A 16,750-nucleotide genomic window follows, 5' to 3' on the forward strand; every position below is an offset into this window, starting at 1 on the left:
TAAAAATACCATTTAAATAATAACTAGTTTAGCTTTCTACAGGGCTGTTGCTGGATACATCAGATTGGAGCCGTTTCTCTGGCCAAGAAATAACATGAGAAGTTCGACTTAGTTTCTCATATATTAGCTGAGTTTCTTTTTTGAATATACTAATGACTAAATGAATAAAGAAAGCCAAGTCTATCAATAGAACAAACAGATGAATAAGCATATTCCATACGGAGGAAAGATGCCCTAGAAGGGCGGAATCAAGCAAAAGAGCGTGAATCCCAAGCAGCACCCAATATAGCAGGCCATATCTGATCATCAGAGCCCAGAAAAAAGCATGATTCCCGCTGCTCTTCACCCGAATACGCACCATCCATTTCCCTAAGGTCCGTCCGCCCGTGAGAGCCGGAACAAGCATGAAGTAAATACCAGTTACAATCCAGAAGGCAGCTTTTATATCGAATCCGAAGAGTACCCCAAACCCGATGCTCCACACCATACTATCGATTAGAAAAGCTATTCCTCTGCGGGTATAGGAGACTCTTTTGGCAGAGCGGTCAATGTTTGTATCCAGTTGTTCTATACGTGGCAATAGCCCGGAGATCCAAATGGAAATTCGAAATCCAAAAATCCCTCCGATTGTGTTGGTAATGAGATCATCGACATCAAAAAGACGGTAAGGATGATCGAAGAAACCATAAATTCCTGTAATCTGCGTGATCTCAAAGGACAAGGAAAAGGCAAAGGATAGTAGAATGCACACGACCCAGCGTGTACGAAAATAATAGCCCAAAAACATTCCAAACGGTACGGTCAATGCAACGTTAAAAATGACCTGTAAAAATGCAGGCTCACGCAGTAATGACCAGTAGGTCGAGATTTGATCAGGGATGATTGACGATCCATCCACAATATCCTGAATAAACTGAAGGGGAATGAATTGGACGATACTCCCAGAAGGTGCTGCATTGTGCCGGGAGGATGGAAAAGGAAGCAAGACAAGAAAATAAGCGTTCATCAGATAGAGCAGCAGCAGATATAGGATTAAAGCTCTAAGCTTATGTATATAGCCATGTCTGCGGTATTGCACGATAAGAAAAGGTAGTGTGAAGACCAGCGCTGCTATTGGAAACATCATGAACGCATACGAAATTGGAAAAAAGTACGAATGAAACATAAGTCACCTGCCGTGGAATTGTTTTTATAAGAAATTTGACTCTACTTGGAAATAAGCTATCCCCGGCTCATTATAAGTTTTTATGATAGGGAACTCAACTAATTTATCGAACGTTTCCGGCATACATATGTCTATGAAGGAGCGTGAAGTGGATGGAGAAAAAGGTTCAGCAGTATTATCGGCTCAAGCAAAAGCAAAAGGATATTGAAAAAGAATTGGCCGAGCTTCGTCAGGATATTTTAAATTATTGTAGTCAGCAGGAAACTAACGAGACTGAAATTGGCAGCTATAAAGTGAAGCTGGTCGTGCAAAACCGCAAAGAATATGATGATGCAAAGTTATATGAGACCTTATCAGACCCCGAAGTGTGGCGTTTGCTCTCCAAATCAGATCCGGCAAAGGTGGCAAGCTTGACCAAGTTGAATGTAATTTCAGAGGATAAAATCATGCATACTTATGCTTTGAAGACAGTGACACTGTTACAGGTGGATAAAAAATAGGGATTGAAGTGAGCGGTTCCTCGTGGGAGCCGCTTAATTTGGCTCATAACTGTCCAAATTAAGGAAATATGTTACAGTATTAGGGTGGAAGGGAGGTTGAATAGTGAAAAAAATAATCATCGGAGGCGTCATGGGCTTAACGATTTTACTTTTTTTCTTCTTTATTTTGCGGCATAATAATCAATCACTTGAGGTGAAACCGGATGTTATGTTCCCAACAGCGGAATACAGGGTGACTGATAGTAGTGCTCCAGGATTACCTATGCTTATAACTGCTGAAGGGGCGGATGTTATTAAGATACAGGCTACATCCGGCAATTTATTGTTATGGACTCCCCCTGACTACAAGGTGCATAACAAAGGTCTTGAGCTGAAAATCAAATCTGGAGATCAAATTTATTGGAGTCCAATGGATGGGGAGAATAAGCAAATAGATGAACCTCAGGATACCAAGATCACAGTGATGGCTTACCACAATAACAAGCAGATCGGAACGTCCATTGTAGAGATTCATAAGAATGATCTAGGTGTCTATACAGGCGAAATACCTGAAGTGAAGTAGCTGAGAATCTAAATCGAATCGCAACTATCCTCGTTTTGCGTTAAAATAAGAAGTGAAGCTGACCGAGTGCTTATAGCAACCCTAGAGATGGAGGAAGAGAATTCATGAAAGATTTTGAAGTAATGCTGGAGAAATATGCGAACCTAGTTGTAAAAGTAGGAGTAAATGTACAGCCTGGACAAGTCCTTATGGTACATGCACCGATAGAAACCGCAGAACTTACTCGCTTGATTGTAGCGAAAGCCTATGAAGCGGGAGCTAAATATGTAGTTGTTGACTGGGACGATGAAGCAACTACACGGATCCGTTATGAAAAAGCCCCAGAGGATTCTTTCGATTACTATCCACAGTGGCAGGCTGAGATGATGGAGAAATTCGCGGAAGAGAATGGTGCCATCTTACATATTAAAGTACCTGATCCTGAACTGTTTAATGGCATTGATTCTTCTAAGGTATCTAGAGCAGTCAAAGCAGCGGCTGTTGCTCGCAAGAACTACTCCAAATATACTCGGAACAGCAAAATCAGCTGGTCTCTGGTCAAAGCGCCAACACGTGCTTGGGCGAACAAGGTTTTTGCCGATCTTCCTGAAGAAGAGCGGGTAGAGGCGATGTGGGAAGCTGTATTCCAGATGAATCGTGTGGGCAGCAATGATCCGGTAGCTGCTTGGAGAGAGCATATTGGTCAGTTGAAAGAAAGTCAGGACAGAATGAACGCTAAACGTTATAAAAGCTTGCATTACCGTGCTCCGGGAACGGATCTGCATGTAGAGCTTCCGGAAGGCCATTTATGGCGCGGGGGTGGCGGTGAGAATGATAAAGGCGTATATTTTGTAGCTAATATGCCAACGGAAGAGATTTATTCTATGCCCCATCGTACTGGCGTTAATGGCACAGTTAGAAGCACGCTCCCTCTTAATTTGAATGGACGGTTAGTTGAAGGACTTTCATTCACTTTTGAAAAAGGGAAAGTCGTAGCTTATGAAGCTGAATCCGGACGCGAACATTTAACCTCACTGCTGGCAACGGATGAAGGTGCATCTTATCTAGGAGAAGTAGCCTTAGTGCAGCATGATTCTCCAATCTCTCGCTTGAACCGCATTTTTTACAATACAGGGATTGATGAGAATGCCTCCTGCCATTTCGCGCTAGGAAGTGCTTATCCTGTAAATATTGAAGGCGGCACAAAGCTTACGAACGAAGAGCTTGTCGCTAGAGGAGCTAATGTCAGCTTAACTCATGTCGATTTTATGATCGGTTCAGCAGAGCTGGATATTGACGGAGAGCTGGCGGACGGCACGATTGAACCCGTATTCCGTAAGGGAAATTGGGTGTTGTAAGGAGAAGAAAAAAGCCGGATCTCTTCCAATGAGATTCCGGCTTTTTTTGAGTGCCTATACTGGTCATTTTTAGATTGAAAAATAGTTAAGACTCATAGCCTCACGTACTTCGGCCATTGTTTCTTGAGCAATGCTGCGGGCATGCTGTGTTCCAGAGATTAAGATTTCCTGCACAAGCTTGGGCTTAGTAGCATAATAGGAACGAAGCTCTCGCATCGGTTCTATAAGCTGATCTAGAGCTGTCGAAATCAACTGTTTGCAAGCAGAACAACCCATGGTACCCCGCTCACAGCCTTCACGAATTTCAGTTACCCCCGCTGAGCGAAAAGCACCATGATAAGCAAAAATAGGACAGATATCTGGATGTCCAGGATCATTTTTATGCACACGCGCTGGATCGGTTGTGGCTTTTCGTATCTTAAAGATAATCTCTTCCTTAGTGGAGTCCAGCTCGATGGCATTGCCAAGGCTTTTACTCATTTTAGCGTTGCCATCCGTACCCACAAGCCTCGGAGTCTCACTGATCAGCGCTTTGGGTTCCACCAGTATCGGGCTGTACAGCTCGTTGAATCTGCGGACGATTTTACGGGTTAATTCCAGATGAGGGAGTTGGTCTTCCCCTACAGGAATTATCGTTGCTTTACAAAATGTTATGTCAGCAGTCTGACTAACTGGATAACCAAGAAAACCGTAATACAATTCATCTAAGCTCGAATTTTTCGATTCGGCTTTAATCGTGGGATTATGCCGTAAAGAATTCACAGTAACAAACATAGAGAACAAGATGGTCAGCTCTGCGATTTCAGGGATCATCGATTGAATAAATATAGTTGTTTTCTCCGGATTTATACCCGCAGATAAATAGTCCAGTGTGATCTCATGCAGATGTTGACCCAGCAGCTGTGGACGATCAAAATGGGTCGTTAGGGCTTGAATATCCGCTAAAAACACAAAAGTTTCATATTGCTCCTGAAGGGCTACTCGGGTCTGCAAGCTGCCGGCGTAATGGCCAAGGTGAAGCTTTCCAGTCACTCGATCTCCAGTTAAGACACGTTCGTTCATCATATAAATTCCTCCTGTTATTTAGCATTTGGTTACACTCGAGTCGCCACCACCAGCCATCATCCATGGCCATCACCTCCTTTAAATGACAAAAAAACCTCATCCAATAAGGACGAAGTTGTCGTGGTACCACCTTAAATGATCGTGTCACCTTACGATTCTTGGCTTTCGATCTTCTCTTACCTGTATGGAGAGGTTGAATTTATTCTCGATACAGGTCCCTTGATAACGGCGGGAACCCCGGTTTTCCCTACTGCATCCATTAAGATAGTTCGGAAAAACAACTATAAAGGCCATTCGAGCATACGCTGGTCACCGGTTCGCACCTACCACCGGCTCTCTGAAGACCATGTTCGTCTGTCTACTTACCCTTTGTCATCGTTGTTCATGATATGTGAATTATTGTAATTCTGAACAGGGGTGTTGTCAATGAGTGGAAATCGTATGGTGATTGACGAGGTATCTAGGTTTATATGATCTAGCAAAGTATACCTTAAATGTATATAATCATCAGGAATTTAGTCCAATCTATCATTGCGGATTCACAATATACTACTCTATAACCTTGAAATGGAGTGATGATAAATGGCGACAATAATAAGTTATGGGTCACAGGCAAAAATCCCGTTAGATCCGTTTACTACTGCTATAACGGTTGCAGGGATTCCTGGAGCTGGAGCGGGTTTAGCTACAGCGCAAGTAAATATTAGTCCGGCTAATCCGGCTTCTTTCTCCAGTAGAGTCGAGTTAAATGGAAGTTTTAGTCTTACTGCACTTGCTAATAGCCAATTTCTTGTTATCATCCGACGAGCTGGAGTCGATATTTATAGATCCTTTTATCGTTTTACTACAATTACTGATATTCAATTAAGTGCTCAGTGGGTCGATGGTGCTTATATTGGAGTCCACAACTATGAATTGGTAATTCAGAATGATAGCAACTTGCCTATTAATCTATTTGGACCCATATCATTCACAGCAACTGCTATTGGAGGAGAGGGCGTAATTTAAGTTATGTTCCTGTGCGCCATTTAAGGGACGGGTGAATCAAAGCTTTGGACAGTTGAATCGATCTGATTCAGCTGTCCTTTTTTCGTGGGCATATAATTGAAGTACAACTCTCACAGCATAAATCTCCAACCATTACCTTGATATAGCGGTTTATTTATTTAAGATGTTATCCTCTAAAACAGCGTATTTATCACCGTATTGTTTGATGATATGTTGTTCTCCCCAATTACATAATGCAGTCAAAATATCGCTTAAACTATCCCCATATTCACTAAGCTCGTATTCTACTTTTGGTGGAACCTGATTATAAACAATTCGGTTGATGATTCCATCTGCCTCAAGCTCGCGTAGCTGCTGGGTTAACATTTTTTGAGTAATGCCGGGCATCAACTGTTTTAACTCGGAGGTGCGTTTTTTGCCATGAGTTAAATGACATAGAATTACGCATTTCCATTTCCCTCCGATGACCTCTAGTGTGGCTTCAACAGAAATATTGTATTTTTTCTTGACAGTTGTTGTAGATGTTGTTGTCATGATAACCTCCAAGGTATGGGTACTTTTTAGCACCTATGGCACTTTTGAGTGCGTACTATTGATTATGTCCAATTTAACCTATCATAACATTTTTCGTTCAATTTTTATAGAATGCTATAATTTAGAGAGCTTTGGGCAAAAAAAGCAAAACGAAATAAAAACCGTTTCTATACCTCCCCCGTCTTAATCTATGAAAGGTTGAAGAGAGGAGGCTAAGGAAGGACATGACGATGACTAATGCAGAAATGAAAAAAGTAACGATTCTTGATACTCGGAGCGAGACGGATTTTTACGATTCGATATTGGTACATAGAGAACAATTGTACAGTATTGCTTATAGTTACTTGCGTAACCGAAACGATGCGCTAGAAGCGATGCAGGAAATGACTTGCCGGGCTTGGATTAAAAGAAAAACTTTAAAGGACCCCAAAGCATTCAAATCATGGATTATTCGAATTCTAATTTATGTCTGTATAGATGAACAAAGACGGAGAAAACGTTCCATGCCGCTGGTAGATGAAAGAATAGGAGAACAGGTCACACACATTGGCCATCATCGGATGGAAATGCTGTGGGCACTCGAGCAGGTTAAGCCCAAGTATCGCCATGTGCTGCTGCTAAAATACTACAACGATATGACCTTGACTGAGATCGCTAACATTATGAATAAACCCGAGGGGACGGTTAAGACTTGGCAGCATAAGGGGCTGAAGCAGTTGCGAACCATCATAAAGAATCGGGGTGAATGGAACAATGAGTAGTCAAGAGGAGCTTGCCATGTTAAGCGATGCCGAACGTATCCCACAAGAACAAAAAATAGAGAATGCAGCCGCTCAGATCTATGCGATCCAAGCAGGTTTGGAATTAGGCAAGAAACGTGGCAGAAGGTTAATATTCACAAAAAGCGCGATGTCTGTGCTGGCGGCTGCAGTGATGATAGCGGGCTTGCTGTTCTTCAATCCAACCCAGCTGTTGCCACAGCAAGGGACTTCGAGTGTTGATACGTTCGATTGGGGCGTATTGGAGCCTTTTAAAACATTGGCTGCAGCTGATATTGATGCTCTTACACTAGAGTCTGCAATCCGGAATGATTATGTACAAATCGTTAATAAGAGTGCTGAATCAAATGGATATAAAATTACTCTAAATGCTGTGCTTGCTGATGAAAATAAAATCATGCTGCTGTATACAGGGACAACAAGTGATGGTCAGGAAGTGTACAGTGTAAATAGTGTGAAGCTGACAGATGCTGAAACTGGACGAGATGTAATGGAGGAGAATGGGAATAGAGGCGGAATGGGAGCACACGCAGAGGGAACCATATATACTTGGCTCGGCAAAACTGTATTTTCACTGGACCGAAATAGACCAAGGCCAACAGACGTAGTGGCGGATTTTCAGATTGCCTCTGTAGACCCGGGAATGTTAAGTAAACCGAAAACAGGAACGGTTTTATCCGACATGCGGTATTCGGATCGTTTAAAAGTGAACTTCTCTATTGATCCTAAGTTTTGGGAGCAGAAGACGGAGACATTAGTTGTAGACCACCCCTTCATAATTGACGGACAGGAAGTAAAACTAGCCGAAGTCGAGCTTTCTCCGTTAAGCATAGCGCTCAAATTTACGATAAATGAGGAATTGCAAACGGATTGGATCGTCCGAAATGAACTGTTTCAAAAGCTCCCCTATGAGTTAACAGCGCAGGTTGGGAAGCGCGACATTAAAATTAATCCGAATTCTGGTAGTGGATCTGATGATGGATTTATAAGTTACTTCAGCAGTAATGTGTTGGATCACCCGAAGTCACTGCGACTGAAACTTAATGCGGGGGCAGATCGAGAGAAAGAAGAGTATATTGATATTCTGGAAAAATGAGCGGTAAGCGATATTAGTGAATATGCGTTGGGAGTTGTAATATAGAAAAAGGCCGCTGGTTGCGGCCTTTTTGTTATTGTTGGGACATTATACTAACTTTGCGAGTTACCTTTTAACACCAAACACGCCACTTGTTAAATGAGAACAAACTCCTGATGCTCCTATCGGGACTGTATGTGCATAATGCTCCTCACGGGGTCCATAGGCGCTTAATGTTCCTCAGGCTTCTCATGTTCCTCACGTTTCTCATGTTCCTCAGGCACCTCATGTTTCTCACGCTTCTCACGTTTCACAGGCTCCTCACGTTTCTCAGGTTTCTCATGTTCCTCACGCGCGTAACACTCCTAACGGACCATATTGCAGCTATTTTCGCTTTTTGGACCAATTTGCTTAGTTTTCGGACTGCATAGCTCTTATTGGTCTAAATCCACACCAAAATTGAGCATATTGGGTTGAATAGCTGCATCTGAGTCCGATAGCACTGCGAAATGCCCGGATTCTTCGAAATAAGGGCTCCTGTGTCCGAACCATCTGCCTCGTAAATACTGCACTGTAAACTCGCCATCTGACCTCGTAAATACTGCACTTTAAACTGTAAATCACCGTCTGAGCGTCTTAGCTATTTCGGCAGAACAAAAGTGGCATTAGTGCGGTACAAAAGAGTTGCTAATGTGGCAACTAAGTTAATAACGCTCCTCAGGTTTCTCATGCTCCTCATGTTCCTCACGCGCGTAACACTCCTAACGGACTGTATTGCAACTATTTTGGCTTTTTTGACCATTTTGCTGAGTTTTCGGACTGCATAGCTCTTATTGGTCTAAATCCACACCAAAATTGAGCATATTGGATGAATAGCTGCATCTGAGTCCGATAGCACTGCGAAATGCCCGGATTCTTCGAAATAAGGGCTGCTGAGTCCGAACCATCTGACCTCGTAAATACTGCACTATAAACTGTAAAATCGTCGTCTGACCTCGTAAATACTGCACTGTAAACTAAAATCGTCGTCTGACCTCGTAAATAGTACACTCTAAACTGTAAAATTACTGTCTGAGCGTCTGAGCAATTTCGGCGGTACAAAAGTGGTGCTAATATGGCGTTAATATGGCGCTAGTAGCACTAATATGGCACTAATTTGGTGCAAAGGTGACGCTAGTGTGGCAACTACTAAGTCAGTAACTTTTCTCGTTGTAGTTATGGGAGTATGTGTTCAGTAATTAGTTAGTCGAGTTAGTTGCTGTAATTTGTTTTCAACCATTCCTCGTTTGACCAGGACAATTTGCCTGCCCCTGAGCCGTCAACAGCGGTAAGTCTAGATTTTAGACTAGCTGGGTCATCTGAAGTGTAGCTATAAGGTAGTGTTGTGAATCCGTTCCATGCAAATGCTTTAACGGCAGCGGGTACAGGGGAGAGAGGGCTGTTCTTAGATGTACTGTCTCCTCTGAACGTTGCTCCATCTAGTGAATAGATCGTATCTAAAGCTGCGATTGCACCCGTATATTTGCTATTACTTGCATCCGCTTGATTGTTGCGAAGAGGATACACTACATCAATGATTACAGACCTTTCAAGTAATACAGCTCCTCCTTCTGTAGAGATGGCTCCGTTACTTGTAACCCCGAAATGATACCCCTTGCTTGAGATCGCTTTTTCCATAGCGGAAGTTAGACGTTTTTTAGCCAATCTAGTATCTTCGTTGTCCATTACAATGTTATAGGCATGCGCATTACCACTACGAAGGCGGGGCATGCGGTCTTGTATATCTTTATAGTAGTTGTGATGGAGCGTTACAGAAAGAAGCGCATTATCAGCTGCAAACTCTGTTGCGCCTATTAAGTGGCCCTTTTTTTGACTAGCGGCAATCGCAATAATGTCGTCTTTACTTAGGCCAACTGAGCTGCTTCTTAAATAAGCGTACATGGGATAGGCGGCCTTGTTGGCTTCCATAGCATTAATTTGCTGAGTAACCCAGCTGTTTGCGTTTCTATCATCCCCTAAGAAGGATGACCATGAAATGGTGACGCCGTTGCTGCCTTTTTTAACATCGACAACTCCGTCATAAGATTTATTGAAGGTGCAGTGGTCGATCCATATGTTGTTGCTGTTCTCAATGGTGATGTAGTCCCAGTCGTTTTTATCGTAATTTCCTTTGGTTGCTTCATCCCATTCCCACAGCTCATCAAATTCAAGGTTGCGGATGATGACGTTAGAGCTTCTTTTAAAGGTAAAAGCGGCATGTTTAATGGTTGCACCCTTAGCAGAGAAAATGGTCAAACCGTCGAAGTTGTCTATAGACACTTTGCTGACACCAGTCTCTATTAATACGGGATGTGTTAAAGCATTGTTATGAGCGCTAAATGGGGAGATCTTTGCTGCATCAGAAATTTCATTCCATCCCAGATCCAAGTCGTTCATAATTTCAATAACCTTTATTTTGGATCCTTTTCTCAGTGCAGTGGCAAGATCTTCTGCGGTATATACCTTTTTATAGAGTGGACTGGTTTCTTGGATATTTCCACCACCTGTTGTTCCTGTGGCAAACCCAGCCAAATCATATTCACTAACCTGAACCGGTGTCGACGTTGGTGAAGCAGTCGGTGTCGGTATAGCAGTAGACGTTGGTGAAGCAGTCGGTAATGGCGTAGCAGTAGGCGTTGGTGAAGAAGTCGGTGTCGGCATAGCAGTTGGTGTTGGTGAAGCAGTCGGTATCGGCGTAGCAGTTGGTGTTGGTGAAGCAGTCGGTATCGGCGTAGCAGTTGGTGTTGGTGAAGCAGTAGGCGTTGGTGAAGAAGTCGGTATCGGTGTAACAGTCGGAGTCGGTGAAGCCGTCGGTATCGGTGAAGAAGTCGGTATCGGTGTAACAGTCGGTAATGGCGTAGCAGTAGGTGTTGGTGTCGGTGTAGTGCCAATGGTGTCAGAAACGGTCACATTGTCGAACATCGTAATTGTCTTAAAGGTAACGAGCCCTGCTGCACCTTTTTTTAATTTGGAATCGGAAGCTGAGAGCTCCAGCGTATCATTTACATACATGTTGATGGTATTTCCGCTCATTTCGAGTTTTACGTTATACCAAACTCCTGTTTGCAGAGCGTAAGGTTTGCTGGTCAAAGTTGTAGTAGATCCAGAAACCTTCTTTCTGATTTCCAGCATGCCATCATTATTATTATACAAAGAAGCTGCATAAAAATTATTTCCATCTATGTATCTGCCCGCAACATAAGTTCTGTTTGAGCCATTAAAATCAACAACTTTTACATCCGCTTCCACAGTGTAATCGCTCCAGGCTGGATCACCTGCAGAAGTACGTCCTTCTTTTGTGGCAGACTGGTAATATACGCTGTTGCCTTCGTCCTCAACAATAGTCCAATTCCCACTAGTGGATGTCCATAGATTATCGCCCTCTTCAAAGCGGTCTTGGAAGAAGGTAGAAGCACTTGCCGGATACACAATAAAAAGAGAAAAGAGCAGGGTAATGCACATAATAACACTCGCATTTTTCTTGAATGATTTTAGCAAACTCATTGTAATCCTCCTTATGTATTTATAAATTTATATTAATATAAATACATATATCGGAAATAAATATAAGTAATAATATGATTATAAAGTCCTTTTTATAATTAGTGCTATAATAGCTTTTTGGGTATTCAACGATGAATTCTGATCTATACGAACTAGGAGTGATAGACTTGAGCGTAATCCGAATGGAGAACGTAACTAAGAAATATGAGAATACATTGATCTTTCGAGATATTTATTTTCGTGTGAGCAAGGGCGAACGTATTGGCTTAATCGGACGAAATGGAGCAGGTAAATCTACTGTTTTTAAGCTAATCATGGGAAAAGAGGAGCCAACGGCAGGAAAAGTAGAGTTAGATCCCAATGTGAAGATCAGCTACTTCTCTCAATTTTCGGAGCTTTCCGGGTCTTTGTCTGTACAACAAGAGTTAGAACTTTGCTTCGAAGAGGTAGCACGCATTGTACAGGAGCTTAACCAAATAGGAGAACAGCTTGGGCAGGTGTCGGATGATGTCCAGATGAATGCACTTTTAGAGCGCCAAGCTGAGCTTTTTGAACAAATGGAGCATTTGGATGGCTGGAATGTATCTGTGGAAATCAATACGGTGCTGACTAAATTAGGATTCGATGAGAGATCGCGGCATCAACCTGTAGAGGAGTTATCCGGAGGCTGGAGGAACCGCGCGGCACTGGCTAAAGTCTTAATTGAAGCGCCCGATGTTGTATTGCTCGATGAGCCTACTAATTTTTTGGATATGGAAGGGATCGTATGGTTGGAGCAGTGGCTGCACCGTTTCAATGGGGCGATGCTTCTGGTTTCTCATGATCGGCAATTTATTGACAGAGTGGTCACGCGGACGATAGAAATCGAGAACTATCATTTTCAGGAATATGAAGGCAATTATACCGATTACGTTCGTAAAAAGAAGATGCGTAAAAAAGTGCTCGATCGGCAATTTGAGTGGGAAGAAGAACTTCTCCTTATGGAGTCCGAGGCCATTGAAAACCGTGGTAGTAAGAAGTCTTCTAAGGACCGTCTATCCCGTAAGCTAACGGATATGAAAAAACGAGTGGAACCTCATCCAGTTAACGTATTAATCACTGATATTTATAGTAATTTACGTTTTCCTGACAAGCTGGGGGAAGTGAAGCGGATTGGACAAAGTTATGATGGCCGCTCCATTTTCCAGAACATTAGCTTCGATATTCAAAAGGAAGACCGGATAGCTATCGTGGGTCCGAACGGCAGCGGAAAGTCGACACTCATCAAGGTACTGACTGGACAAGAAGCACCGGAATCGGGGGAAGTGACTTGGGAACGCGGGGTCGGTTATGCGTACTTTAATCAGATGTGGGATGAGCTGGATCATAAAGATACCGTCAGCCATGCCGTAAATGTTTATGGACTGGGACTGGACGCACCGCGGAAAAAGGTGAATAAATTTCTAGCGATGCTGCAATTCTCGGAAATGGATCTGAGTAAAACGATTGGCAGCCTTTCAGGTGGACAGCAGGCCAGAGTGGCTTTAGCGAAATGCCTTCTCTCCGGAGCTGCTGTCATTATTTTAGATGAGCCCACTAACCATTTGGATTTAACCAGTATTCAGGTGATGGAGCAGGCGTTGATTCATTTTCCTGGCGCTGTAGTAACAGTTAGTCATGATCGGTTTTTTATTGATAAAATAGCGACGAAAATGCTCACCTTTGATCCTGAATTAGGCATTACTGAGCAAAATGTTTAGGATTACGCGGGAAGTCGGATGATCACTGTCGTTCCTTCACCTACGTGACTGGAAATTTCAATTCCATATTTTTCACCAAAATGAAATTGAATACGATCATGAACATTTTTAATGCCAATATGTTCTTCATCTAAGGTATCTGAGGGTTGAGAGAGACGGAAACGCAGCTGTTTAAGTTTCTCTTCCTCGATGCCAATGCCGTTATCTTTAACGATAATCAGCATATCCTCCCCCGATATCACCGAGGATACCTCAAGCAGACCTGGTTCACTGCGGCTTTCTAGGCCATGTACAATAGCATTCTCTACGATGGGCTGCAAGGAGAAGTGCATGACCTTAACGATCTCGCATTGCGGATCTAGCTGCTCCATGTACTGTAATTTATCCCCAAAACGCAACTGCTGAATCTTCACATATAGCCGGACATGCTCAAGTTCTTCGCGCAGGGTAACGGTGATTTTCCCAGTCTGGATATGAATCCGAAACAATCTGCCCACGATCCCCACCATCTCGCCAATCTCTCTTTGTCCATTGATGATGGCTTTCATTTGAATAGATTCAAGGACATTTGCCAGAAAATGCGGATTGATTTGGCTTTTGAGCGCACCATACTGGGCTACTTTTTGTTGAGCCTTGGCCATCGAAGATCGCTCAATATAGTTTTGCAAATCCTTAACCATCTTACGAATTCCATTATATAGAACCCCAAATTCATCTTGACGATTACTGTACAAATCCACATCGAAATTCCCCATCCCCACCAGCTTCACCTTCCGGCTTAACAGAATAATAGGTTTGGTTACGCGTTCAGAGAGGATATACATAAATAAGAGTGCAGTGACAAGCGATAAGAGCGCCAAGGTTAAAATGATTTTGCCAAGAAAAGAAGCCTGCTTAGTCATCTCTTTTTCATCAATATATTGAATGACCTTCCAGTTGGAGTAAGGAGAAGTAACAAAATTTATGTACGAATCCTTGTCATCAAAAGTACCATATAAGCTCCCGGCGTCATTGTTCATAAAAGTGTTAAGCGCCTGTTTGTCGATAGGGACTGGCTCTAAAGGACTCGTCTCCAATGAATCTGAGCTGTAAACGTTGCCCCCCTTATCGTCTAAAATAATAAATTTCCGCTTGCTATTCTCGGACAGCTTTAAGATTTCCCGTAATGAATCCAGCCGGATATCGATTAACATGACACCTAAGGGCTGCTTGCTTCCTTTTTTATTAATGACTCTGGCAATGGAGATGACGGATTGTTTGGAATTGGTGCGATAGAAGGGGAGATGACTTCCAAACAGGATTACGCCCCCCTTTTTTTGCTGCGTCTGTAAATACCAATCCTCTTGGGTGTAGTCCTTCACATCATAATCCGCACGATTGAAATTGGCGGAGTAGAATACACGTGACCCCGCGAAAATCTGCACACTGTCGACATTTTTAATCGTCATTTCAATCCCGCTGATGAACTGTTCAATCGTGTTTCCATACTGAATACTTAGATCATTCCCGATATTATCTTTGTTGATAGTCCAATGCTCGAGAGCGGTTTGTAATTGACTATCTACCTGGGCGTTAAGGGTCCCTTTTTCAATACTTTGCAGATACTGGTCGATGTTGAAAGAAAGATTATTAAGGATGAGATTAGAGCTGCTTTGATATTCATTTTTGACGGCTTGATTTGAAAAAATATAGATAATCGCGGATATAATCAGCAAAGGAATAGTAATGGTCAGGATCATCAGCACAAAAATCTGCCGATTGACATGCCGCATCCGATAGCGTTTTTTTGGCTGGTTTATTTGCATCATTTTGCTTACCACCCCGATTGTTTTCTATAGTCTGATGGGGTCATGTTGGTGAAGAGCCGGAACGTTTTAACGAAATGCTTATAGCTCTTGTAACCACACATTGTGCAGACATCGGTCACTAGAATTTCCGGTTTTTTTAAGCATTCCTGCGCGTATTCCATACGGATTTCGGTTACAAATCGCATATAGTTCTTATCGAGTTTTCTTTTGAACAGACGGCTTAAATAAGAAGGGTTATAGAAAAAGCGATCCGCTACCATTTGTAGAGTAATATCTTGATCAATATTAGCTCTAATGAAGGATTTAATATGTTCAAAGATAATCACATCCTGCTGATGGTTATCCGTCAGACCTTCGGTATATATGTTCCCCAGATGAACCATCCAATTCCCTAGCCACTCGAACATGACCTCAAGGGAGTGAAAATCCTCAACAAAAGTAAGGTTTAATAGTTTATCACTGTACACACCATCCCTATGAATGTGGTTTTTATTAGCGAAGCGGATAATGACACTTATGATTTCTTGTACATACGCAAGCCATAGATCAGGTGAAGGGCCATCTGCTTTATGCAAAATATCTTGTGCTAATCGTTGCATTAATTGTAGAATTTCTTGTTTATTGGCATTTTCGATGCAGGAGATTATTCGTTTCTTATCGTTGTCATCTAGTTGAATAAGTGTTGGTTTAGTAGTTGTGGCGCCTGCCTTTATAGAAGAGATATGGAATATATTCCGTTCATTCTGATAGAAGCGTTGATATAACAGCTTTTCAGACTCGTGAAGTAATGAAGTGATTTGAGACAGTTCGTTCGTCACTGTACCTATGGCAAGATAAAGGGCAAGATGATGTTCTAACGTAAGCTTGTTCAAATACTGATCGAGTTCAGTAAGTACTTGGGTCTCAAAAGGGACAATGCTCGTTGCAGTCTGTGATCCCATGACTATTAGCCCGTATAGTTTGGATTTAGCAGCATATGTAAAAATAGATCGTGGCAGACTTGCCGGGAGATAGGCCTCCGTTGCAAGATGTATGAACTTAGTCGCCTGTTCTCGCATCCACCTTGTGGATGGTGAAGGTGTTTCTCTGATAGGGAAACCTGCCAAAACAAAAGGGAGATACAGATAATGTTTACTTTTGAAACTACATAATTCAGCGATTAAATTAGTGTTAATTGCAGGTTGTTCTTCTTCGAGTAGTAGCTTTATAAGTTGTGAGCCTTCCAGAGTAGAACGTTTCCTTTGTTCTTGTTGTTTAAGTTGCAGCTTGTTCATGCATTCTTGAATCACGGTTAGGCTTTCTTCATATTCCAGAGGTTTGAGTAAAAAAGCATGCACACTCCCAAGTTTGATGGCTCGTTGAGCGTATTCGAAATCATTAAATCCTGTCAAAATAATAAACAAAGTATCAGGAAGGAATTGGCGAAGCTCTTCTATCATCTGAAGACCATCCATTTCGGGCATGCGAATATCAGTGATCACTAAATCTGGCTGCTCACGTAGTGCGGTAGCGACGCCTTCTTTTCCATTCTCCGCTTCAACAATACTCTGAACACCAAGCTCCTGCCACGAAAAGTAATGTTTTAATCCCGTCCGTATTAACGGTTCATCCTCTACAATCATAAGCTTGTACATG

13 protein-coding genes and 1 other annotated feature are annotated in these 16,750 nt (G+C 42.4%); of the genes, 7 read left to right on the forward strand and 6 right to left on the reverse strand.

Features of this window, described 5'->3' with window-relative positions:
* Positions 1-28 precede the first annotated feature (28 nt).
* The gene (locus MHB37_RS13900; protein ID WP_076125988.1) at positions 29-1,165 is read right to left on the reverse strand and encodes a VanZ family protein; all 1,137 of its coding nucleotides are present in this window, start codon (positions 1,163-1,165) and stop codon (positions 29-31) included.
* A 152-nt stretch (positions 1,166-1,317) separates the two neighbouring features.
* Here MHB37_RS13900 and MHB37_RS13905 point away from each other — a divergent pair, with 152 nt between their 5' ends.
* The 3 genes from MHB37_RS13905 to MHB37_RS13915 all read left to right on the forward strand — a co-directional run bounded on the left by MHB37_RS13905 (position 1,318) and on the right by MHB37_RS13915 (position 3,564).
* On the forward strand, positions 1,318-1,665 hold the full coding sequence (locus tag MHB37_RS13905; RefSeq protein WP_076125990.1) for a hypothetical protein: 348 nt from the start codon (positions 1,318-1,320) through the stop codon (positions 1,663-1,665).
* A 103-nt stretch (positions 1,666-1,768) separates the two neighbouring features.
* The gene (locus MHB37_RS13910; protein WP_340395521.1) at positions 1,769-2,227 is read left to right on the forward strand and encodes a hypothetical protein; all 459 of its coding nucleotides are present in this window, start codon (positions 1,769-1,771) and stop codon (positions 2,225-2,227) included.
* Between the two features lie 104 nt (positions 2,228-2,331).
* Positions 2,332-3,564: an aminopeptidase gene (locus MHB37_RS13915; RefSeq protein ID WP_076125993.1), complete on the forward strand. Its 1,233-nt coding sequence runs from the start codon at positions 2,332-2,334 to the stop codon at positions 3,562-3,564.
* A 69-nt stretch (positions 3,565-3,633) separates the two neighbouring features.
* Here MHB37_RS13915 and trpS read toward each other — a convergent pair whose 3' ends face one another.
* On the reverse strand, positions 3,634-4,629 hold the full coding sequence (gene trpS / locus MHB37_RS13920) for a tryptophan--tRNA ligase (RefSeq protein WP_341144208.1): 996 nt from the start codon (positions 4,627-4,629) through the stop codon (positions 3,634-3,636).
* Between the two features lie 102 nt (positions 4,630-4,731).
* Positions 4,732-5,014: a binding site (T-box leader), on the reverse strand.
* Positions 5,015-5,211: 197 nt separating this feature from the next.
* Between trpS and MHB37_RS13925 the strand changes: the two genes are divergently transcribed.
* Positions 5,212-5,637, forward strand: a complete 426-nt coding sequence (locus MHB37_RS13925) for a hypothetical protein (protein ID WP_036686349.1) — start codon at positions 5,212-5,214, stop codon at positions 5,635-5,637.
* Positions 5,638-5,787: 150 nt separating this feature from the next.
* Here MHB37_RS13925 and MHB37_RS13930 read toward each other — a convergent pair whose 3' ends face one another.
* Positions 5,788-6,171: a helix-turn-helix domain-containing protein gene (locus MHB37_RS13930; protein ID WP_076125996.1), complete on the reverse strand. Its 384-nt coding sequence runs from the start codon at positions 6,169-6,171 to the stop codon at positions 5,788-5,790.
* Between the two features lie 224 nt (positions 6,172-6,395).
* Here MHB37_RS13930 and MHB37_RS13935 point away from each other — a divergent pair, with 224 nt between their 5' ends.
* A complete protein-coding gene (locus MHB37_RS13935; protein ID WP_036686352.1) occupies positions 6,396-6,932 on the forward strand; it encodes a sigma-70 family RNA polymerase sigma factor in 537 nt (178 codons plus the stop codon).
* Positions 6,925-8,046, forward strand: coding sequence for a DUF4179 domain-containing protein (locus MHB37_RS13940; RefSeq protein WP_405169502.1), 1,122 nt, complete (start codon positions 6,925-6,927; stop codon positions 8,044-8,046). The genes MHB37_RS13935 and MHB37_RS13940 overlap by 8 nt, the downstream gene beginning before the upstream one ends.
* A gap of 1,230 nt (positions 8,047-9,276) precedes the next feature.
* Here the strand turns inward: MHB37_RS13940 and MHB37_RS13945 are convergent.
* Complete coding sequence (locus MHB37_RS13945; RefSeq protein WP_405169503.1) at positions 9,277-11,568, reverse strand: hypothetical protein; 2,292 nt, start codon at positions 11,566-11,568, stop codon at positions 9,277-9,279.
* Positions 11,569-11,735: 167 nt separating this feature from the next.
* Here MHB37_RS13945 and MHB37_RS13950 point away from each other — a divergent pair, with 167 nt between their 5' ends.
* Positions 11,736-13,307 (forward strand): ABC-F family ATP-binding cassette domain-containing protein, encoded by a 1,572-nt coding sequence (locus MHB37_RS13950; RefSeq protein WP_405169504.1) that lies wholly within the window; start codon positions 11,736-11,738, stop codon positions 13,305-13,307.
* Positions 13,308-13,309: 2 nt separating this feature from the next.
* Here MHB37_RS13950 and MHB37_RS13955 read toward each other — a convergent pair whose 3' ends face one another.
* Complete coding sequence (locus MHB37_RS13955) at positions 13,310-15,115, reverse strand: sensor histidine kinase (protein WP_076275825.1); 1,806 nt, start codon at positions 15,113-15,115, stop codon at positions 13,310-13,312.
* Between the two features lie 5 nt (positions 15,116-15,120).
* Positions 15,121-16,749 (reverse strand): response regulator, encoded by a 1,629-nt coding sequence (locus MHB37_RS13960; protein ID WP_405169505.1) that lies wholly within the window; start codon positions 16,747-16,749, stop codon positions 15,121-15,123.
* Position 16,750 lies beyond the last annotated feature (1 nt).

It is taken from the genome of Paenibacillus sp. FSL H3-0286 (genome assembly GCF_045040705.1).
GTDB lineage: Bacteria > Bacillota > Bacilli > Paenibacillales > Paenibacillaceae > Paenibacillus_AQ > Paenibacillus_AQ odorifer.